Here is a 23,057-nt window from a genome sequence, read left to right as displayed (position 1 = left end):
AATATATTTGGATTACAAGTGATGTTCTTGTACAATACAACTAGTAAATATAGAGAAAAGAGGGAAGAATAATGGCATTTATTGGAGTATTGTTAGTATGTTTATTGATGCTTGCAGCTTTTTTAGCTGTAGTAGGATTGGTACTTTTTCTTATAGCTGTTGGAGTTACGGCGATTATTAGTAGTGTTGTTCTTGCAAATACTGGCAAAAAGCTTAGTGAGTCTAAGAGAAAGAAAACCCTTGTTATTGTTCTTTTAATAGCTGCAGTATTAGCGCTGGTTCCTTCTGGCTTTTTGATTTATAAATTTGTAGTTCTGTTTTTATTGTCAGCCTAGCTCATAAAACTAAATGGGACTAGCTATTGTTGAGAAAAATAGGCCTTTAAAAGCAACTGTACTGTGTTAAAAAAATATATGAAATATGGTATAATTTGCATCAAAGTGTAAAAGGCGGGAGAATAATATGAGAAGCTTAATTTTTTTGGCAACTGATATTACAAACGGGACTATTTCGGCTGATGAATTAGTAGAGGATATTCAAAAGGGTGTTATACAACAACAGATTGAAAAGCTCATTCCACAGTTTTGGAGTTTCTTGTGGTGTGTTGTGTTATCTATAGTTGTATTTTTTATAGGTTCTCAGATTATAAAGGGAATTATCAAGCTAACAGCTAAGGCTTTGACTATTAGAAATGTTGATACAGGTGTAGCCACATTCTTAGAGTCAGTCCTTAGATGGATTTTATATATTATTTTACTTACCATAATTCTTGGATTATTTGGAGTTACTACCACATCTATTTCTGCTGCTGTGGCAGGACTTGGTGTCACCATCGGTCTTGCGCTGCAGGGAGCTCTTTCAAATTTCGCCGGTGGCATTTTGATTCTTGTAATGCATCCATTTAGAGTCGGTGATTACATCATTGAGCATGCTACTAATCAAGAGGGTAGAGTAGAAAAAATCAATATCATTTACACTAGCCTTAAGATGATTGATGGTAGAATGGTGCAGATTCCTAATGGTACATTATCTTCAGCATCTCTTACTAACTGTACTTCTATGACTAGAAGAATGTTCAATGAGACTGTTGGGATTAGCTATAGTTCTGACATTAAGAGAGCAAAGGAGATAATGGAGTACATTGCTACACAGCAGGACCACCGTATTTCCTCTGAGCCTATCTCGGTATTTGTAGCAGAGCTAGGAGATAGTGCGGTTCAGATAGGCCTTCGTTTTTGGATCGAGACAGAGTATTACTGGGAGACAAAATGGAGAGTCCTAGAGCAAATAAAAGAACGTTTTGATAAGGCGGGGATTGAAATCTGCTTTAATCAGTTAGATGTTCACATAAAAAAAGAAGATTAATTTAGGAAGGACCCATATAGGGTTGGGCAGGAGTTTTGAACAAGGCATACGATTTATTAAAAGAAGAGAAGCTAGAGGGGCTTGATTCACTAGGCTTTATCTTTGAACACAAGAAGACTAAGGCAAGAATTTGTTTTATTTCTAACGACGATACTAACAAGGTGTTTTACATTGGATTCAGGACACCACCAAAGGATTCTACAGGTGTGGCTCATATTGTAGAGCATACAGTTTTGTGTGGTTCTGATAAGTATCCAGTGAAGGATCCTTTTGTTGAGCTTGTAAAGGGAAGTCTTAACACATTTTTAAATGCTATGACTTACCCAGACAAGACAGTTTATCCTATTGCAAGCACTAATAACACTGACTATATGAATCTTATCGATGTGTATATGGATGCAGTTTTTCATCCAAACATTTACAAGTATCGTGAGATTTTTGAGCAGGAAGGATGGCACTATGAGATGGAGGATGCTGACAGCGAGCTGACCATCAATGGTGTTGTTTATAATGAGATGAAGGGAGCATATTCTTCTCCTGATGATGTGCTTTCTCGTCAGATTCTCAATTCATTATTCCCTGATACCACATATGCTATAGAGTCAGGTGGTGACCCAAAGGTAATCCCATCTCTTACATATGAGGATTTCCTTGCATTCCACAGCAAGTATTATCATCCTAGCAATTCCTATATTTACGTCTATGGAGATGTGGATATAGATGAGATGCTAGAGTATTTAGATAAAAAATATCTTTGCAAGTATGATTATCTTGAGGTTGATTCTGAGATTCAGATGCAGAAGCCTTTTGATAAGCCAGTTGATATTACACTGGATTATTCAATAGCTGCTGATCAGGATGTGGAAAACAATACCTTCCTTTCATACAATGTGTGTATTGGTGATGTTTTAGATCCTAATATGTACAGAGCTTTTGATGTACTTAATTATGCGCTGGTTTCTGCACCAGGAGCTCCTCTTTATCAGGCACTTATTGATGCTGATATAGCAGAGGATGTTGAGTGTTCATTTGAAGCTTCTCAGAGACAGATGTATTTTTCTATTGTGGCACGCGGCGCCAACGAAGAAGACAAAGACAAGTTCGTTGAGACAATAGAGTCTACATTGAAGCGAGAGATTCAAAAGGGAATCGATAAAAAGACCCTATATGCATCTATAAATGGTGAGCAGTTTAGAGCTAGAGAGCTTGATTTTGGTAGCGCGCCAAAGGGACTTATAATAGGTCTTCAGCTTCTTGATAGCTGGCTCTATGACAAGGATAGACCATTTATACATCTCCATGCAGTAGAGGTATTTGATAAAATTAAATCTAGAGTTGAGAATGGTCTTTTCGATTATATTGCTGATGTATATTTGCTTTCAAATAATCACAAGTCAATTGTTACACTTCGTCCAAAGCAGGGGCTTACAGCAAAGGATGACGAGGAATTAAAGTCAAAGCTTGCAGCTAAAAAGGCTACTATGACAGCAGAAGAGATTGCTGAGATTGTAGAGCATACAGCATATTTGAAGGAGTATCAGCAGACACCTAGCTCAAAAGAGGATTTGGCTAAGATACCTATGCTTACCAGATTCGATTTGACTAGAGAGGCTCGTCCGATAGATTTAGCTGTTTATGAGGAAAATGGAACTACCATTTTACATCACAAGGTTAGCACTAATGGTATTCACTACTTCAATATGGTGTTTGATATCAGTGATGTGACTTTATCAGATATTCCATATGTTTCCCTGTTAGAGCGCTTTATAGGCCTTATGGACACAGAACACTATACTTACACTGATTATACTAATGAGATGTATCTCCACACTGGTGGAATTACCACTTCTACAACAGTACATGAGGTGTTCGGTGAGCACGATAAATACAAGATATCATTTGAGGTTCGCTCTAAGTTTATATATGATGAAGCGGATGCTGCTAGAGATTTAGTTATCGAGATGATTCGTCATACTATTTTCTCGGATGAAAAGAGATTAAGTGAGCTTATTACAGCAGAGAAATCTCACATAGAAGCCAACCTTAACGCAAAGGGCAATCAGGTGGCTGCAACTAGAGCTAGAAGCGGATTTTCCAAGAGAGCTATGATTTCTGATATGTCAAGCGGATTGGAGTTCTATAGATTCTTGGTTGACTTAGAAGAAAACTTTGACAGCAAAAAAGATAAAGTTATATCTAAACTTAATAAACTTAGCGATACAATATTCTCCACGGAAAGGTTAATCATTTCTACTACTGGAAAGGCTGAGTCATTAGAGCAGGCTAGATCTCTTGTAAATGATATAAGACCTCTGTTGTCACAGACCAAGACTTCATTTGAGGGTCAAGATGAGTATGAGCCACATCAGGTGAAGGAAGGCTTGAAGGATGCATCACAGATTCAGTATGTGGCTATGGCCGGGGATTTTGTTAAAGCTGGATTTAAATATAATGGCGCATACAGATTATTAAATACTATTCTTGGATATGATTATTTCTGGATAAAGGTTCGTGTCCAGGGCGGCGCCTATGGATGCAGCATGAATTGCAGCCGACAGGGTGATATCGTATTTGTATCATACAGAGATCCAAATCTTCTTGAGACAATAAATGTATTTAAGGAGACAGGCGATTATCTTAAGAATTTTGATGCTGATGATAGAGACATGACCAAATATATTATTGGTACCATAAGTGGTATGGATACACCGCTTACTCCTTCTCAGAGAGGCTTACGTGGTCTTAATTGTTATCTTTCTGGAATTACCTATGAGGATTTACAGAAGACTAGAAACGAAGTGCTAGATGCTACTGTAGAGGATGTTAGAGCCTTGGCTGAGCCTGTAGAGGCAGCTATCTCACAGCAGTATATCTGTGTTGTAGGCAACGAAAATGCAATAGAGGAGAATAGAGACATATTCACTTCTATTGAGAGTTTATATTAATGATAATTATTTGATGAGCTGGTAGGAGTAACCAGCGGATTAGAGGATTTTAAATGAGTGATAATTTTAAATCAGGTTTCGTTACAATAGTAGGTCGCCCAAATGTGGGCAAGAGCACATTGATGAATCATATCATTGGGCAGAAGATAGCCATCACAAGCAACAAGCCTCAGACAACAAGAAACAGAATACAGACTGTATATACAGATTCTGAGGTTGGTCAGATTGTTTTTCTTGATACACCTGGCATGCATCAGGCTAAAAATAAGCTTGGCGAGTATATGATGACTGCAGCTAAGAGCACAATCAATGATGTGGATTTGATTTTGTGGCTCATCGAGCCTGATACAAAAGTTGGAGCAGGTGATAAGAAAATTGCAGAGCTTCTTGCTACAGCAGAGGCACCAGTTATTCTTGTTATCAATAAAATCGACATGGCTGATGGTGCCAAGGTAGGAGAAACTATTCAGGCATTCAAGGATTTATGTGATTTTATAGAGGTTGTACCTGTATCTGCACTTCACGGAGAGGGTTGCGACGATTTACTTTCTACTATATTTAAGCACCTTCCAGAGGGACCAGCTTTTTACGACGAGGAGACTGTTACCAATCAGACTCTTAGAGAAATCACAGCAGAGATTATCAGAGAGAAATCTCTTCATGCATTAAATGATGAGGTACCTCATGGAATTGCTATAGCGATTGATACCATGAAGGAGCGCCCAGGCAAAAAGCCAATGTGGGATATTGAGGCGACTATTATTTGCGAGAAGAATTCTCACAAGGGAATTATAATAGGTAAGGGCGGTGCCATGATTAAGAAAATCGGCACCAACTCACGTTACGAAATCGAGAAGCTCCTTGATGCCAAGGTCAATCTTAAGCTTTTTGTTAAGGTCAAAAAGGATTGGCGTGATAGCGACTACGAGCTGAAGAATTTTGGATATAAAAAAGAGGACATTTAATAAATGGGACTTGTGACCATTACGGGAATTGTATTATCAAGCTCCGATGTAGGTGAATTCGATAAACGGCTTGTGATTCTAACAAAAGAATCTGGGCGAGTGACAGCCTTTGCTAAGGGGGCAAGGCGACCGAACAACCCGCTTGTTGCAGCATGTTCACCTTTTTGCTTTGGAACATTTGACGCCTTCGAGGGAAGGAATTCCTACCATATAAGCAAGGCTAATATTACCAATTACTTTAGGGATTTAGTTACAGACTACGAAAAGGTATGTCTTGGTTCATATTTTTTAGAAGTTGCAGATTATAATTCTGTGGAGGGAGTAGATGAGAAGGCTCGTCTGGCTCTTTTGTATCAGAGTCTTAAGGCTTTAGAGTCTGGCAAATTCTCCAACAGACTTCTAAAGAATATTTACGATTTAAAATCCTGGGTATTAAATGGAGAATATCCAAATGTATTTCAGTGTATGCTCTGTGGGCGCACTGATTCCCTTAAATATTTTTCCATAAAACATCATGGCATGCTCTGTAGTGATTGCGGTTCTATGGAAGCAGGGATAGAAATAGGACAATCAACACTATATGCTATGCAATTCATTGTTTCATCTAAGATAGAAAAGTTGTATACTTTTGTTTTGAATAATGAAACTGAAGAAGAATTGACTAGAATTTTAGCGAGTTATCGATTAAACTATATCTCGCATAAATATAAGAGTGAGGAATTTTTATGACACGTAAGACACCAGGAGGTAAAACTTCCGGTATGCGTAGCAGAAGTACAGCCGCAAGACCTGCCGCAAGACCTGACAGGCAAGGGGCACTTTCACAGCAGTTAAAGGAAGCACGAAGAAAAAAGAGACAAAAGCAGGTTATGCGCAACCGACTTATATTCGGCGGCGGATGTGTGGCAGTCCTACTAATCATTATTTTATTAATTGTAAAATTATTTGGATTTATTTCAGGCGTAGGTAAAAAGGCGGAGACCTCTACTATTACATTTGACAAAGATGGTAAGGTGGTTTTTGAGGAGGTAGTGGATTTTGATACAGAAGTCTACTCTAAGTCAGACCTAAAAGACTATACCAATGATATGATATCTAGCTATAACGATGCTAATGAAGACGATTCTATCAAGCTTAACAAGGTATCGGTTTCAGACAACAAGGCATACGTTAAGACTACATACAAGGATGTAGCAACATACAGTGGATTCACCTCATACCAGACTTTTAATGACACATATGAGAGTGCAATAGAGGCTGGATATGATTTCAATACTAAATATTCAATGCTTAATGAGGGTACAAAGGATTCAGCTCCAACTCTTACAGAGAGCCAGTCAGTTGATACTGATACAGTCTTTGCAGGTAAGAGGGTAGTGGCAGTTAATGAAAATGTCACTGTTGTTGTGCCAGGTATAATTGAATATGTATCTGATGCTAATGTTGAGGCGATTTCAAACAATACAATTAAGATTTCTCCTGCTGATGGAAACAATGATTCTACTAGTCTTGTATACATTGTTTACAGAGCAGAATAAATAAAGATACGAGAGGAAATATAATTTATGGAAAAGACAATGGACAAAATTATTGCTCTTGCTAAAGCGAGAGGCTTTGTATACGCAGGTTCCGAAATTTACGGTGGTCTTGCTAATACATGGGATTACGGCAATCTTGGCGTTGAGCTTAAGAACAATGTTAAGAAAGCATGGTGGCAGAAGTTCGTTCAGCAGAACCCATACAATGTTGGTGTTGACTGTGCCATCCTTATGAATCCACAAACATGGATTGCATCTGGTCACCTTGGTTCTTTCTCAGATCCACTTATGGATTGTAAAGAGTGCCACGAGCGTTTCAGAGCTGACAAGATTATTGAGGACTTTGCTGCAGAGAACAATATCGAGCTTAAGTCATCAGTTGATGGTTGGAGCAAGGAAGAGATGAAGGAATTCATCGATAGCAATAATGTTCCATGTCCTACATGTGGCAAGCATAACTTCACAGACATCCGTGAGTTCAACCTTATGTTTAAGACTTTCCAGGGTGTTACTGAGGATGCTAAGAATACAGTTTACCTTCGTCCAGAGACAGCACAGGGTATTTTCGTAAACTTCAAGAATGTACAGCGTACATCTAGAAAGAAAGTACCATTTGGTATTGGACAGATTGGTAAGTCATTTAGAAATGAAATTACACCTGGTAACTTCACATTCCGTACTCGTGAGTTTGAGCAGATGGAGCTTGAGTTCTTCTGCAAGCCTGGTACACAGGATGAGTGGTTCCAGTACTGGAGAAGCTTCTGTCGTGACTGGCTTATCAGCCTTGGCATGAAAGAGGATGAGATGCGTCTTCGTGACCATGATCCTGAGGAGCTTTCATTCTACTCAACAGGAACTACTGATATCGAGTTCTTGTTCCCATTCGGTTGGGGTGAGCTTTGGGGAATCGCCAGCCGTACAGATTATGACCTTACTCAGCATCAGAATGTTTCAGGTCAGGATCTTACATACTTCGATGATGAGACCAATGAAAAGTATCTTCCTTATGTTATTGAGCCATCACTTGGTGCAGACCGTGTAGTTCTTGCATTCCTTTGTGCAGCATACGATGAGGAAGAAGTTGGTAAGGATGGAAAGAGCGATATTCGTACAGTACTTAGATTCCATCCAGCACTTGCACCAGTTAAGATTGGTGTGCTTCCACTTTCAAAGAAGCTTAATGAGGGAGCAGAGAAGGTATTTACAGAGCTTTCTAAGAAATACAATTGTGAATTTGATGACAGAGGAACAATCGGAAAGCGTTATCGTCGTATGGATGAGATTGGTACACCATTCTGTATTACATATGACTTCGATTCTGAAGAGGATCACATGGTTACAATTCGTCACCGTGATTCTATGGAGCAGGAAAGAATCGCAATCGCTGACTTAGATTCATACTTTGCAGATAAGTTCGAATTTTAGTATAGGAGGAGAGATGCTATGGAAAACGTTAATGTTGCGGGAGTAGACTACAACGAAGTCGAGATTTCTAACACAGAAAAGCCAGCTGAGCCACCAGTTCAACCAGTTCCTACTGTGGCTCCAGCTGTTGACAATGGCGAGGATTTATTAATCGCACAGATAGACGCTTTCAGAGAGAAGGCTACACAGCTTCAGCAGCTTATTGCAGCTAAAGAGCAAAAGGCAGCAGAGCTTGAAGCCCTCGTAAGAGAAAAGGAAGCAATCAATGTTAAGCTTCAGGATGAGCTTAGCAGAAAACAAGAAGAAGCGGACACCTTAGTTGCTGATGTTGAGACTCAGGTAGATAGAATGATGCAGGTTGTTAAAAACAACATGGATCAATTAGAGCTTGACATTAAGGGACAGGTGAACGATAATCAAGAGTCCTATGAAGAACACAATAGAAATCTTCAGGACACTTTACGTAGTGTCTCAGATGGCTTAGATACTATTCAGAATGAGCTTTCAGAGAAGACTCACTCTGAGTCTGTTCATCTTTATCGCTTGATTCAGGATTTACTGAAAGAGCATGACAATAGCGAAGAACAGGCAGTACAGGCTTTAGAACACTACGGCTCACTTAAGAAGTTATCAATAGTTATTATTATTTTACTTTTACTCACAATGGGTGTTTCGGTAGCAGCATTTATTTTTTCGCTTGGTATTTTTTAGTAGCCCCCCTGAGTAAAAGTGAGTCATGGAGGTTTTATGCCAAATAAGGTTTTTGTTATCGGTCACAAGAATCCAGATACCGATAGTATTTGTGCAGCTATAGCTTATGCTAACCTAAAGAATACTTTAAGCTCAGAGGAAGAATACGTTCCTAAAAAGGCAGGTTCCCTTAATGAGGAGACCCGCTATGTATTACAGAGATTTAATGTAGATGAGCCAGAGACTATATCAGATGTAGGCGCTCAGCTCATGGATATTGAATACAGACGCCTTGAGGGTGTCGATGGCCATATCTCCCTTAAAAAGGCCTGGGAGAAGATGCTTGATAAAGACGTTGCCACACTTCCAGTTGTTGGAAAGACTGGAAAGCTTGAGGGCGTTATTGTCAATGGTGATATTGCCTACTCTTATATGGATGTTTATGACAACAATATTCTTTCAAGAGCCCGTACACAGTACAGCAATATCATTGGTACATTGAATGGAAGACTTGTTACAGGTAATCCACATGCTTATTTTGTAAAGGGTGCAGTAGTAATTGCATCAAACAACAGAGAAGGTCTTAAGGAAGACATCAATCGTGACGATTTAGTTATTGTTGGTAGCATTCCTGAGCGCCAGATTATTTGTATTGAGGCTGGATGCAGCTGCCTTATTGTATGTGGTTGCAGTGGCGTAGAGGAGAGAGTAGCTCAGCTTGCTGAGGAGCATCAGTGTGTTGTTATCACAACTGAGTATGACACTTTCACAGTTGCCAGACTTATTCACCAGTCTATGCCTGTACGTCAGTTTATGAAGACAGAGGACATCATTAGCTTTGAGCTTGATGACTATGTAGATGACGTTAGGGATATTATGAAGACTGTTCGTCACCGAGATTTCCCAATTCTCGATGAGAATAGACACTATGTTGGTATGGTATCACGTCGTCTTCTCTTAAATATGCAGAAGAAACGAGTGATTTTAGTAGATCATAATGAAAAGACTCAGGCTGTTGATGGTATTGATCAGGCAGAGGTTCTTGAAATTATTGATCACCATAGACTTGGTTCATTGGAGACTGTTTCTCCAATTCTTTTCAGAAACCAACCGCTTGGATCTACAGCTACAATTGTTTCTCTCATGTATGATGAGAGGGGAGTTGAGATTCCAAAGCATATTGCAGGATTATTGTGTTCTGCAATTTTATCAGATACCTTGATGTTCAGATCGCCTACATGCACAACTGTTGATGAAAAGCAGTGTGCTAAGTTGGCTGAGATTGCTGGGGTAGAAATCGAAGAGCTTGCTACATCAATGTTTGAGGCAGGTAGTGATTTCAAGGGGCGTACAGCTGAACAGATTTTCAATCAGGATTACAAGGTATTTTCGAGTGAGGATGTTAAATTTGGCGTGGCTCAGGTTAGTTCTATATCAAAGAGTCAGTTAAATTCAATAAAGTCCGATCTTCAAGCTTACATGAATACTGTACTTAACTCATCAGACTTAAATGCTGTGTTTGTTATGCTTACAGATATTCTTGATGAGACAACAGAGCTTCTATTCGTTGGCGGGGAGGCTGACAAAATAATTGCCGATGCTTTTAGAATGCCTGTTGCTGCGGAGAGTTATGTATTAAAGGGTGTTGTTTCGCGTAAGAAGCAGCTTATTCCAGCTATTATGGAGTCTCTGCAGGAATAGCTAAAATTTTATTAGTATGAGGCAAAATACATTATGAATTTTAATGGCTATAATGTTGCGGCAGAAGAAGTAGGGTTAATATTTGCGCTTGCAGTGTTTTATCTCACAGTGGTTAGTCGTCCTAGACAGACCGCTGTGTTTTCTGTCGTATTTTATGGCCAGCTTTTATCTATAGTTAATATCGTTTTTCACATGGCCAGCATTTTACTGCTGGACTTTTCTACTTCATTACAGGGCATAGTTTTTAGGCTAGTGGTAATGCTTTACTATGTTTCATATCTAGGCATACTTATCCATTTGTTTTCTTACGTTCATTTGCTTAGTGTCAAGCAAAGAGAGAATCGTGATTTCCTGAATATATTGATAATATTTTTGGCTGGTGCCTATATGGTTTTTGTAGGTGGAGTCTATATTACAGATTCATACATTAAAATAGTTAATGATAGGTATGTATTTACCAATCTATTTAATTGCAACATTATCTTTGCGATAGTTAATCTTTTGATTGTGACAGTGTCAGTTGTTGCAAATAGAGAGGCTATTCCAAAGATAGTAATGAAGTATCTCTATCTATTTATTCCGGTAGAGTTGGGACTTTTAGGCATTCAATTGCTATATCCCAAGTATGTATTTTTAAATGTTACATACGTTTTGCCATTTATCCTGTGCTACATAATCTTCCACAGCATTTTGTTTGATGAAGTTACAGGATGCCAGAACAAGCTTGCCTTTGAATCCCATTTTTGTACCCTGAAGGCTAAGAATAAGCAGTGTACAATTATCTACATTAAACTTCCAAAGCTTGAGATAGTACAAAACATAGAGCTTATGGATGTGGTTAAGTCAAAAATGTCTACAGAGATTCATTCTCTTGAGACTAAAAATAAAAGAGCATACATGTATCAGATTAATGACTATACTTACGCCATTATTTTTGAACGCATAACTGATTTCGAGACCAAGGATACTATTAAGTATGTTAAGAAGCGTCTTGATGAGACAATGATGACCTGGGAATATTCCAATAGACCAGAGTATAAGATGGTTGTCATTGACCATGCCGAGAACATTGAAAACATGAATGTGTTGTCTTCTTACAGCGGTTTCTTGTTCGAGCATGAAAAATTAAAAAAGAGCAATTGCTACGAGGCTGTACATCAGGATTATTTAGATTGCATGGAAATTAGACGTATTGAAAGAGTAATCGTCGACATTAGAAACAAGGATAATCTTGATGACCCAAGAGTAATAGTCTATGTTCAGCCGATTTTTGATGTATTAAATGGCGGCTATAAAAATGCAGAGTCTTTGATGAGGCTTGATGTTGAGGGAGAGATAATCTTACCTGATATTTTCATCCCCCTTGCAGAGAGAGTGGGCTGTGTTCATACACTTACAAGAATCATCCTTAACAAGGTTTGTAAAAAGATATATGAGATTCAGGACTATTATGTTTTTGATGCTGTATCTGTAAATGTATCTTTATCTGAGTTTATGGATTACAATCTCCATGATGAGCTTATAGAGATAATTAAGCGCAATGGTGTTCCATGTGAGAAGATTCGTCTTGAGATGACAGAGTCTATGACAAGTGATGAGTTTGATGCCATTGCACACAACATGGAAGAGTTTAACAATGCGGGAGTTCATTTCTATTTGGATGATTTTGGAACAGGTTATTCTAACCTTGAGCGTATTGTTAGTTTGCCATTTAAAACTATTAAATTTGACAAGACACTTCTGTACAAATCAGAGGATGATCCGATGCTTATGCAGCTTATTCAGAACATGGTAGATATGTTTAAAAACCATGGATTGGTAGTGCTTGTAGAGGGCGTTGAGAGCGAGAAACAGGAGATGCTTTCTATAAAACTTGGATTTGAATATATCCAGGGGTATCGCTTCGCTAAACCGGTTCCTGTAGAGACTGTTCAGGAATTTTTTGAGAAGAAGCCAAAGAGATTAGCCTAATTTTAATTGTTTACAGAAGTGAGATTTGAGTATATAATGCATTTATCATCAAAGTTTAATTCATTAGTCGATTCGACTTTTAATTCCACAAAATGTTAAATGTTGTTAAATTTTTTTAAGGAGAGATGAATGAGAGAAAAATATGAGAGTTTAGCGGTTGCCGTATTACGTGATTTAGCTAAAGCTAGAGGAATAAAAGGCGCATCCTCTATGAAGAAAGCTGAATTAGTCGAAGCTATGCTTGCGCAGGACGAAATCGACGCAGCAAAGGCTGAGGCAACTACTGCGGACACAGAAAAAGAAGAAAAGGCACCTAGAGGGGCGGCTCCTAGAAGACCTAGACGCCCAGAGGGTTCTGCGGAGAGACCTGAGCGTGCAGAGAAAGCCGAGAAGCCTGCTTCAAACAGCGAAAAGGGAGAGATTCCAGCAGACCTTCCTACTGATGGACTTATTCCTGCTCGCGGTATTCTTGAAGTAATGGGCGACGGATTTGGATTTATTCGTTGTGACAACTACATGCCAGGAACGGAAGATGTGTATGTTAGTCAGTCACAGATTAAGAAGTTTAACCTCAAGACAGGAGATATTATCGTAGGAAAGAAGCGCTTTAACAATCCTACTGACAAGTTTGCTGCCTTGATGATTATTGATACTATCAATAATTATTCCCCAGAGGCTGCTACTAAGCGCCCTAATTTCGAGGACCTTACACCGGTTTTCCCAAATGAGAGAATTCGTCTCGAGCGTCCACATAGTTCTGTTGCTATGAGAATCGTTGATTTGGTGAGCCCAATTGGTAAGGGACAGCGTGGAATGATTGTTTCTCAGCCTAAGGCTGGTAAGACTACACTTTTAAAAGAGGTTGCTACATCTGTCAATTACACACATCCAGATATGCACCTTATCATTCTTCTCATTGATGAGCGTCCTGAGGAAGTTACAGATATGAAGGACACAATGAGAAATAGCAAAAATGTAGAGGTTATCTATTCTACATTTGATGAAAGCCCAGAGCATCACAAGAGAGTTGCTGAGATGGTTATTGAAAGAGCAAGACGTCTTGTTGAGCATGGTCAGGATGTTATGATTCTGCTTGACTCTATTACAAGACTTGCCCGTGCTTACAACCTGACAGTACAGCCATCTGGCCGTACACTTTCTGGTGGTCTTGACCCTGCAGCACTTCACATGCCAAAGAAATTCTTTGGTGCTGCCAGAAATATGAGAGAGGGCGGCTCGCTTACTATTCTTGCTACAGCTCTTGTGGATACAGGTTCAAAGATGGACGATGTAGTATTCGAGGAGTTTAAGGGAACTGGTAACATGGAGCTTGTCCTTGACAGAAAGCTTTCAGAAAAGCGTATTTTCCCAGCTATTGATATTACAGGTTCGGGCACACGTAACGAAAACTTACTTCTTTCGCCAAAGGAGCTTGACGCTATGGAAATCATGCGTAGAGCTATCAACAGTGCTCGAAAAGAGGATGCTATAGAGACCATACTCAACATGTTCGCTCATACAAAGAACAATGATGAGTATATTGATATGGTTATTAGAAAAAGAGTTATATAAAATCTATTAAGAAGGCTCTTTAGGAAGATTTCTTAATACATTAAACTGCCCATTGCCAGAGGCAATTATAATGGCAGGTATGCAACTGAGTTATTTATAGAAGGGAGAATGTCATGGCATCAATTGACGAAACAGCAGTATTTTTACACAAGCAGTGGAACGGAAAAATCGAGACCACTTCAAAGGCACCAGTTAAGAACAGAGAGGATTTATCAATCGCTTATACACCAGGTGTAGCAGCTCCTTGCCGCATAATTGCAGAGGACAGTGAGCAGGCATACAATTACACCCTTAAGGCTAATACAGTAGCGGTTGTATCTGATGGCTCAGCTGTACTGGGTCTTGGTAACATTGGTCCACTTGCAGCAATGCCTGTTATGGAAGGCAAGTGTGTACTTTTTAAAGAGTTTGGTGGTGTCAATGCATTCCCTATCGTTTTAGATACTCAGGATCCAGATGAGATTGTTGCAGCTGTTAAGGCTATTGCACCTACATTTGGAGGAATCAATCTTGAGGATATTTCAGCTCCTAGATGTTTCGAAATCGAGGAGAGACTTAAGAAGGAATTAGATATTCCAGTATTTCACGATGATCAGCACGGTACAGCAATTGTTGTACTTGCAGGTATCATCAATGCGCTGAAGGTTGTAGGCAAGGACAAAGAGACTTGCAAGGTTGTTGTTAACGGAGCAGGTTCAGCAGGTGTTGCCATTACAAAGCTTCTCCTTAGATATGGATTTAAGGATGTTACAATGTGCGACCGTCAGGGTATTATTGGCCCAGATTATCCAGATTTGAATTGGATGCAGAAGGAGATGACAAAGGTTACTAATCTTTCTCACAAGACAGGTACTTTGGCAGATGCTTTAGTTGGAGCTGATATTTTTGTTGGTGTTTCAGCACCAGGCATTGTTTCAAAGGAAATGGTAGCTTCTATGGCAAAGGATTCTATTCTTTTTGCTATGGCTAATCCGACACCTGAGATTATGCCAGATCTTGCTAAGGAAGCTGGAGCTAGAATCATTGGTACAGGACGTTCTGATTTCCCAAATCAGGTTAACAACGTAGTTGCTTTCCCTGGTATTTTCAGAGGTGCCCTTGAGTGCAGAGCTACAGCTATCACAGAGGAGATGAAGCTTGCAGCAGCTAATGCTATTGCAGGTCTTGTAGAAGACAGTCAGTTATCAGATGACTTTATCCTTCCAGAAGCCTTTGATCCAAGAGTAGCTGTTGCAGTTGCCAATGCTATTAAGGCTTGCAAATAAAGGATATAGCTTAGCTAATTTATATAGGGGCTGGCTCCTTTGATTTTTAGATATATTTTTAGTTATAAAGGAGGGGGATACCATGGCTGAACCAACCATGATATACAAGATTACAATACTAGAATTACTTCAACGAAGTGGTTTCCCGCTTAGCAATAGTCAGATTACAGATTTCTTTTTAGAGGGAGATTTGACCGACTATTTCACCGCCCAGCAGGCTATTAGTGATGACGAAGATGCCGGACTTATTGTTTCGACTACTAATCACAACAACACAACTTATTCCATTACAGAAGAGGGCAAAAAGACACTTGAGCTTTTCAAGGAGAAAATAACTCCAGCCCTCTCCAAGGATATCAATAAATATTTAAAAGCTAACTCCATAACTATGAAGGAAGAGAATTCCTACAAGGCCACCTATTTCAAGGCTGACCGTGGGGGGTATGTAGTTCAGCTTCGCATTACTGAAAATGACGTGCCTACAATGGATTTATCTTTCCATGTGGCATCCAAGGAACAGGCAGAGACACTTTGTAACAATTGGAAAGTCAAGTCAGATGATGTGTATATGTCAATCATGGACATTCTAATGACCTAGGGTTTTTAATGGGACAGTAATAGACAATCTCTGATATCTCTATAGGTGACATTTAGCCACAGTAGGAGATATTCAGGATTCTCTATTTAACTGTCGATTAGAAAACCCTTGATTTTTGTCATTGAGCATGTTATAGTTATAGAGCTGTTAATCGGGATGAAATGCGAGGACCTCGCATTTAACAGTACTTTCGAGATTTTATCTCACACTTACAGTTGGAAATTGTAAACATTATTAAATGAGAGGTGAACTAAATGAGACAGGGTATCCATCCAGATTATTATCAGGCTACAGTTACTTGCAACTGCGGTAACACATTCGTAACAGGTTCTACAAAGGAGAGCATCCACGTAGAAATTTGTTCTAAGTGCCATCCATTCTACACAGGCCAGCAGAAAGCTACACAGGCTCGTGGACGTATTGATAAGTTCAATAAGAAGTATGGTATTGACGCAAAGTAGTCTTTTGTATGGACATTTAAGGGTTGAGATGAATTGTCTCAGCCCTTTATTACGTTAAGGAGAGGCAATGAAATATTCGGGTATAGGTGGTCAGGCTGTTATGGAAGGCGTTATGATGCGCAATGGCAAGCAATATGCTGTCGCTGTCAGAAAGCCAGACAAGGAAATAGTCGTAGATGTTAAAAATACAAAAAATATAAATGATATTTGGCACAAGATTCCAATCATCAGAGGTGTAGTTTCGTTTATAGAGTCGCTTGTTATTGGTATAGGCACTCTTATGTACTCAGCTAGCTTTTTTGAAGATGATGAGGAGCCAGTAGACAAGTCAAAGCTTTCTGAAGAGGAGCTTAAAAAGTTAGAGCGCAAAGAAAAGGCAGAAATAGGTGGTACACTTGTGGTTTCCTTTGCCCTTGCACTTGGTATTTTTTTCGCACTACCTTATTTCATAGCCATGGGACTTAATCATTTTTCTCTATCAAATGCAGTGATTGCTTTTGTGGAGGGCATTATCCGAATTGCTATTTTTATCGGATATATAGTTGTTATTTCCAGAATGGAAGATATAAAGCGTACATTTATGTATCATGGAGCAGAGCACAAGTGCATTAATTGTGTTGAGGCAGGGCTACCACTTACAGTTGATAATGTTAGAGGCGCAACCAGATTCCATAAGAGATGCGGTACTAGCTTTATATTTATTGTATTTATTATTTCTGTATTTGTATTTATGTTTATTTCTTTTGACAACATGTGGCTCAAGCTTTTGGCTCGTTTGCTTTTGATTCCTGTTATTGCAGGTATTTCTTATGAGTTCATTAGACTTGCCGGTCGTTATGAGAATAAGTTTGTTGATATTTTTTCAAAGCCAGGACTTTGGCTGCAGCGTCTTACGGTTATGGAGCCGGATGACGATATGATTGAGGTTGGTATAGCTTCAGTTGAGGCAGTCTTTGATTGGCAGGATTTTATTGAGAAGAACAAGGAGTGTTTTTAGATGACACTTAAGCAGGCTTTAGATGAGGGCGTTTTATTGCTTGAATCAGCAAAAATTAGTGATGCTAAGATTGATGCCTGGTATTTGCTTTCTTTTATAACAGGCATTAGTAGAGCTGACTATTTTTTGAGGCAAAATGATGCAATGGATGAAGAGTCTTATGCCAAATACCAAGAGGCTCTTAAGCGCCGTGCTAGCCATATTCCTCTTCAGCATATTACTGGAGAGCAGGATTTTATGGGCCTTACATTTAGAGTCAATGAGCATGTTTTGATTCCACGTCAGGACACTGAGACTCTTGTAGAGCAGACTCTTAAGGAAATCCCTGAAGGTAGTCGCATTTTAGATTTGTGCACTGGCAGTGGATGTGTTATTATTTCACTTGTTGTTTTAGGAAAAGAGCTTACTGGAGCAGGTGTGGATATTTCTGATGAAGCACTTGCCGTTGCAAGAGACAATGGCGCCAGACTAGCTGGTGATAGAGTTGATTTTATCCATAGTGATTTGTTTGATTCGGTTACAGGTAAATTTGACTGTATAGTTTCTAACCCACCATATATTCCATCCAAGGATATTGAGGAGCTTGAGCCTGAGGTTAAGGATCATGAGCCTAGACTTGCCTTAGATGGTACAGAAGATGGATTACTTTTCTATAGAAACATTACAAAAGAAGCCCATGATTATTTAAATCAAGGTGGCTGGCTTCTAGTGGAGATTGGATATGATCAAGGAGAGTCAGTTTCTCAGTTGTTTAATGATAATGGATTTAAGGAAGTAGAGGTTATTAGAGATTTGGCTGGAAATAATCGTGTCGTTAAGGGACATTTGTAGCTTTTCTAGTTTGTTGGTTAGATATTAGTTCTTTAGCGATTTATGGAGGTATAGAAGATGTTTGATAGATTAGAAGATTTGGTTTTAAGATACGAGGAGGTTATGAACCTTCTTTCTGAGCCAGATGTAGCCAATGATAATGCGAGATTTAGAGCACTTATGAAGGAGCAGTCAGATCTTGCACCAATCGTTGAGGCATACAAGCAATATGCACAGCACAAGCAGAATATTGAGGATTCTTTAGAGCTTCTTGAGATGGAATCTGATGAGGAGATGAAGGAGCTTGCTAAGGAAGAGTTAAAGGAATCTCAGGCTGAGGTAGAGCGCCTTGAGCAGGAGCTTAAGATTTTACTTCTTCCTAAGGACCCTAATGATGACAAGAACGTTATCGTGGAAATCAGAGCAGGTGCCGGTGGAGAAGAGGCTGCACTTTTTGCTGCAGAGATTTACCGTATGTATGTACACTATGTAGAGTCTCGTGGATGGAAGGTAGAGCTTCTTGAGGCAGATGAGACAGGCATCGGTGGTATGAAGAATATCGAGTTCATGGTTAAGGGAACTGGTGCATACTCAATCCTTAAGTATGAGTCAGGTGTACACCGTGTGCAGCGTGTTCCTGAGACAGAGTCACAGGGACGTATTCAGACTTCTACATGTTCAGTAGCAGTTATGCCTGAGGCAGAGGAAGTTGATGTTCAGATTGAAGAGAAGGATATCCGTATTGACGTAATGCGTGCTTCTGGTAACGGTGGTCAGTGTGTCAATACAACTGATTCAGCTGTACGTCTTACTCACTATCCTACAGGTATTGTTATTTACAGCCAGACAGAGAAGTCACAGCTTCAGAATAAAGAGAAGGCTTTCGCACTCCTTCGTGCAAAGCTCTATGATTTAGAGATGCAGAAGCAGCAGGATGCTGAGGCAGCAGAGCGCCGCTCACAGATTGGTACAGGTGATCGTGCTGAGAAGATTCGTACTTACAACTTCCCACAGGGACGTGTAACAGACCACAGAATCAACCTTACACTTTACAAGCTTGATAAGATTATGGATGGAGATATCCAGGAAATATTAGATGCACTAATTGCAGCAGATCAGGCTGCTAAGCTTGCAAAGATGAATGAGAAGTAAATTAAAAATAGCCCTTGCTTTGCAGGGGCTATTTTTGATTTACCACGACGCAGCCCATTTGCCGAAGGCAAATCTTTAATGGCTGCGTCTTCCCGTGCTTCCCGAAACGCAGCCGTCCCATTTTTGCTTAATCCATCAACAAAGTGTAAAATGGTATACAGAGTAATGAAAATTAATAGGGATAATATACTTTTTATTATAGGAGGAACAGTTTATGAAAAAGAAAATGGTAGCAGTTTTATTGCTTTCATCTATGGTATTTGCAGGTTGTGCAAAAGAGGAGGAGGCTCCTGCTGAGGTAGAGCCTGTTGTAGAGACAACAGAAGATACAAAGGAAGAAGCTAAGCAGGAAGAGGAAAAGGAAGAAGAGGCCCTCTTTGATTATGATGCCCTTGGCGTATCACCAGTAGAGTATGGTGATGAGTTTGAGATGGGTGAGAATCTTAAGGCTGGTCTTACTAATCTTATATATCCAAATTATGATGATGGAAAATGGGATAATAGCAAGCTAGCAGATGATGATAGCTGGAAGGATTCATTTATTAGCTCATATCTTCAGAATAGCTGGTTTTCTTTTGACTATATGAATCAAGTTGGAGAGAACTCTGATGGAATCATGTCTAAGGAGCAGGTAGAATATGCCCAGTATTCGCTTACAGGAACCTACATTGAATTTGACGATGGTGTAGATTTGAGTCAGGCTTCTAGTGGATTTGGCATAGGAGAGATTGACTCATATACAGTTGATAAATATGACAAGGAAGATGATACAGTAGAAATTACTGTTAAATATTCTAAGTATGAAGAAATAGCAGCTTCTGAGCCAGGTGATCCAGATCACGCTTTTGATGTAAAGGTTGTTTTAAAGAAGGACCCATATAGCTGTTTTGATGGTTACAATGTAATTTCTCTTGAGAAGACTGAGACAACTAAGTCTCTTGAGGCAGATGGCAAGACTCATTATGTTTATGGTGATATTTTAGATTATGATTTGGACAAGAATTATATTCAGCTAGAGTATCCATTTGGAGATGATTACACTAATGGCAATGCATATTTTGACCATTTCCTTACTATTGATTGCTCAGACAATCCTGGACTTATCGATGAGGCAAAGGCTCTTCAGGAATCGGGAGTTTGGCAGATAAAAGTAGGTTTTAAATTTGATAGCTCTGTAAAAGTTCCTTTTGAGACAATAAAGGGAATTTCTGTAGAAGAAGCTGACAGATAATTTTTTACTTTATTAGGCTTTACAACGTGAAGCTTGTACACAATAAGTTCGCTTGCACGTGATTTAATTTTGAGTTATTTTATAACCATGATTAATGTATGTATTGTAGAAGATGAATTAGAACAAGCTAATTTGCTTAAGAGCTATATTGATAAGTATAGTGACATAAAGAATCAGCAGTTTTCCGTTCATTATTTGCCAGATGGAATTGACCTTGTAGATGATTACAGCGGTCAATTCGATATTATTTTGCTTGATATTCAGATGAAGCATCTTGATGGAATGGCAGCTGCGGAGAAGATTCGCAAGGTGGATCCGGATGTAGTGATTATTTTTATTACATCCACGGTCCAGTATGCGGTTCAGGGATATTCTGTGGATGCTTTAGGTTATGTGCTTAAGCCAGTGCCTTACGCCCAGTTTGAGCAGCTTTTTGACAAGGCTATTGTTAGAGTTCAGGCAAGACAAAAGCATGTATATGTAAAAGTATCCGTTGATGATAAGCAGATAAAACTGGATTGTGACAACATCTATTACATTGAGAGCCAGCGCAATAATGTGATTATTCATTGCAAGGAGCAGGATTATGTAACATCAGGTCCTTTGAAGAGATTTGATGAGATGCTTCTCAATCATGGTTTTAGCAAGTGCCATAATGCATACCTAATTAATTTGTCTTATGTGGAGGCAGTTCAAAAGGAGGAAGTAATACTTACCTCTGGGGTTGTGCTCCCTATTAGTAGAGCTAGAAAAAAGGAATTTATGGCCGCTCTTACCGAGGACATTTTATAATTGAGGTAAAATACTATGGATTTTTCTACATTTTTAAATCCTGCCAATTATCAGGACACACCAAGACTATTTACCGCTATAGCTGAATGGCTGGCGGTTTTTGTTTATTTTAATATTTATAAAAGACATCATCACGACAAGGTTTTCGTTTTTCAATGTGCCTTTACATTGATTTTGATAACACTTTTTCAGTTTGTGGCAGGTCTTTTGCCCCTTGGCTTTTGGATTCCAGCTATGATAGGAGCTGTTGGAATAATGTATGGCTCTCTCTATTTTGTGCTAGATATTAAGCCAAAGGATTGTGGAGTTATTACCACCCACGCCTTTGTATTGGCAGAGTTTGCCGCCAGCCTATACAAGCAGCTTTATGTATGGTTTGTGGCTATTGCAGGGCGAGATGGTTTTGTCTCTTCCTGTCTAATCATGATGCTAGTTTTTACACTGACATACCTGCTTTACTATAGAATTGAAAAAGGGAATATTGCTCCAGATAGAAATATCAATATTAACAACAGAGAGCTTATAAGCGTTTTGGCTACAGGCATTGGTGCCTTTATTATGTCCAATATAAGCTTTGTAAATACGCGTACTCCATTTTCAGCTACGGAAAACATGCTCTATGTTAGAACCTTAGTTGACTTCGGAGGAATGCTTATGCTTATGACTCAGATGGGTCGAAGAAATGAGTTGACTCTCAAGAACGAAAGTAATGAGATTAACCAGCTTTTCCAAAAACAGTATGAGCAGTACAAGCTTGCGGTAGATAATTCTGAGGCTTTGCGCAAGGAAATGCATGATATGAAGCACTATGTCATGGCTCTAAAGAACGAGGGGGACCCTGCAAAGAGAGCAGAGGTTCTTGAGGATATGGAGCAGGCAATAGCTATTCAAGAATCATTTATGAATACCGGCAACAAGGTCCTAGATGTTATTCTTACCACCAAGAGTCTTCAGTGCCAAAAGAAGAAAATCACTTTAAATGCCATGGTGGATGGAGATTTGCTGGGGGAAATACATGTAAAGGATATTTGTTCTTTATTTGGAAATGTTTTAGATAATGCTATTGAAGCAACTCAGCAGCTTGAGGATGAGGAAAAGAGAATCATCACCCTTTCAGTTAGAAGACGTAATCAGTTTATTATTGTGGAATGTGAGAACTGTTCAGATAGTGAAAATGTAAGGCTTCGTTCCAGTCATAATAAACGCAGATTTAGAAAGGATAATCTTCCTCGCACTACAAAGAAAGATAATGTTAAGCATGGATTTGGTCTTAAGTCCATTGCTCAGGTGGCTGAAAAGTACGGCGGAGCAATGAATTGCTCATACGAAGATGGTTGGTTTAAAGTAAAAGTGCTGCTGAGCACTAAAATTTAAGTACTATTGTATGTTACTATTCACAGTGACTCCACTCTCATTCATAATGGAAGTCTTACAGACTTCTTTCTCAGTGCTAACGCACTTAACATTATTCATGTGGGTGGAGTCACTGATTCCAGTTTATAAATATTTAAAGATCATTCTCTTACATGCAAGCATGACGAGAATTAATCTTTAAATATTTATAACTGTGAATAGTAAC

General features: G+C 39.1%; 20 protein-coding genes. All 20 read left to right on the top strand.

The genetic code is table 11. The features are described from left to right. The first annotated feature begins 71 nt into the window (after nt 1-71). Nucleotides 72-335: a sulfite exporter TauE/SafE family protein gene (locus tag BLP50_RS10755; RefSeq protein WP_090154588.1), complete on the top strand. Its 264-nt coding sequence runs from the start codon at nt 72-74 to the stop codon at nt 333-335. Nucleotides 336-462: 127 nt separating this feature from the next. Continuing rightward, complete coding sequence (locus BLP50_RS10750) at nt 463-1,365, top strand: mechanosensitive ion channel family protein (RefSeq protein ID WP_090154586.1); 903 nt, start codon at nt 463-465, stop codon at nt 1,363-1,365. A gap of 35 nt (nt 1,366-1,400) precedes the next feature. Then, a complete protein-coding gene (locus BLP50_RS10745; protein WP_090154584.1) occupies nt 1,401-4,310 on the top strand; it encodes an insulinase family protein in 2,910 nt (969 codons plus the stop codon). Nucleotides 4,311-4,363: 53 nt separating this feature from the next. Continuing rightward, nucleotides 4,364-5,275, top strand: coding sequence for a GTPase Era (gene era, locus BLP50_RS10740; protein WP_090154582.1), 912 nt, complete (start codon nt 4,364-4,366; stop codon nt 5,273-5,275). Nucleotides 5,276-5,278: 3 nt separating this feature from the next. Next, nucleotides 5,279-6,004 carry a DNA repair protein RecO gene (recO, locus tag BLP50_RS10735; RefSeq protein WP_090154580.1) on the top strand — a complete coding sequence of 242 codons (726 nt, stop codon included), beginning with the start codon at nt 5,279-5,281 and terminating at the stop codon, nt 6,002-6,004. Further along, a complete protein-coding gene (locus BLP50_RS10730) occupies nt 6,001-6,813 on the top strand; it encodes a hypothetical protein (protein WP_090154578.1) in 813 nt (270 codons plus the stop codon). Before recO ends, BLP50_RS10730 begins: the two co-directional genes overlap by 4 nt. A gap of 27 nt (nt 6,814-6,840) precedes the next feature. Beyond that, nucleotides 6,841-8,238, top strand: coding sequence for a glycine--tRNA ligase (locus BLP50_RS10725; protein WP_090154574.1), 1,398 nt, complete (start codon nt 6,841-6,843; stop codon nt 8,236-8,238). An 18-nt stretch (nt 8,239-8,256) separates the two neighbouring features. Continuing rightward, entirely contained in the window at nt 8,257-8,949 is a 693-nt protein-coding gene (locus BLP50_RS10720) for a hypothetical protein (RefSeq protein ID WP_090154572.1), read from the top strand. Nucleotides 8,950-8,985: 36 nt separating this feature from the next. Further along, entirely contained in the window at nt 8,986-10,629 is a 1,644-nt protein-coding gene (locus BLP50_RS10715) for a putative manganese-dependent inorganic diphosphatase (protein ID WP_090154570.1), read from the top strand. Nucleotides 10,630-10,662: 33 nt separating this feature from the next. After that, on the top strand, nt 10,663-12,600 hold the full coding sequence (locus tag BLP50_RS10710; RefSeq protein ID WP_090154568.1) for an EAL domain-containing protein: 1,938 nt from the start codon (nt 10,663-10,665) through the stop codon (nt 12,598-12,600). A gap of 129 nt (nt 12,601-12,729) precedes the next feature. Continuing rightward, nucleotides 12,730-14,172, top strand: a complete 1,443-nt coding sequence (rho, locus tag BLP50_RS10705; RefSeq protein WP_090154566.1) for a transcription termination factor Rho — start codon at nt 12,730-12,732, stop codon at nt 14,170-14,172. 113 nt (nt 14,173-14,285) lie between these two features. Beyond that, on the top strand, nt 14,286-15,437 hold the full coding sequence (locus BLP50_RS10700) for an NAD(P)-dependent malic enzyme (RefSeq protein ID WP_090154564.1): 1,152 nt from the start codon (nt 14,286-14,288) through the stop codon (nt 15,435-15,437). 82 nt (nt 15,438-15,519) lie between these two features. Next, nucleotides 15,520-16,035, top strand: a complete 516-nt coding sequence (locus BLP50_RS10695) for a DUF4364 family protein (RefSeq protein WP_090154562.1) — start codon at nt 15,520-15,522, stop codon at nt 16,033-16,035. 254 nt (nt 16,036-16,289) lie between these two features. Further along, complete coding sequence (gene rpmE / locus BLP50_RS10690; protein ID WP_015550865.1) at nt 16,290-16,496, top strand: 50S ribosomal protein L31; 207 nt, start codon at nt 16,290-16,292, stop codon at nt 16,494-16,496. Nucleotides 16,497-16,563: 67 nt separating this feature from the next. Next, nucleotides 16,564-17,493, top strand: a complete 930-nt coding sequence (locus BLP50_RS10685; protein WP_090154560.1) for a DUF1385 domain-containing protein — start codon at nt 16,564-16,566, stop codon at nt 17,491-17,493. Then, entirely contained in the window at nt 17,494-18,324 is an 831-nt protein-coding gene (gene prmC / locus BLP50_RS10680; RefSeq protein WP_090154557.1) for a peptide chain release factor N(5)-glutamine methyltransferase, read from the top strand. It begins immediately after the preceding gene. Nucleotides 18,325-18,381: 57 nt separating this feature from the next. Then, the gene (gene prfA, locus BLP50_RS10675) at nt 18,382-19,455 is read left to right on the top strand and encodes a peptide chain release factor 1 (protein WP_090154555.1); all 1,074 of its coding nucleotides are present in this window, start codon (nt 18,382-18,384) and stop codon (nt 19,453-19,455) included. 214 nt (nt 19,456-19,669) lie between these two features. Further along, nucleotides 19,670-20,686 carry a hypothetical protein gene (locus tag BLP50_RS10670; protein WP_090154553.1) on the top strand — a complete coding sequence of 339 codons (1,017 nt, stop codon included), beginning with the start codon at nt 19,670-19,672 and terminating at the stop codon, nt 20,684-20,686. 69 nt (nt 20,687-20,755) lie between these two features. Further along, nucleotides 20,756-21,478 carry a LytR/AlgR family response regulator transcription factor gene (locus BLP50_RS10665; protein ID WP_242869258.1) on the top strand — a complete coding sequence of 241 codons (723 nt, stop codon included), beginning with the start codon at nt 20,756-20,758 and terminating at the stop codon, nt 21,476-21,478. Nucleotides 21,479-21,493: 15 nt separating this feature from the next. Beyond that, a complete protein-coding gene (locus tag BLP50_RS10660; protein WP_090154549.1) occupies nt 21,494-22,852 on the top strand; it encodes an ATP-binding protein in 1,359 nt (452 codons plus the stop codon). Nucleotides 22,853-23,057 lie beyond the last annotated feature (205 nt).

The organism is Pseudobutyrivibrio sp. AR14 (assembly GCF_900101325.1).
GTDB lineage: Bacteria > Bacillota > Clostridia > Lachnospirales > Lachnospiraceae > Pseudobutyrivibrio.
Note: the sequence above shows the minus strand (reverse complement) of the source record. Positions and strands in the feature narration are given on the sequence as shown.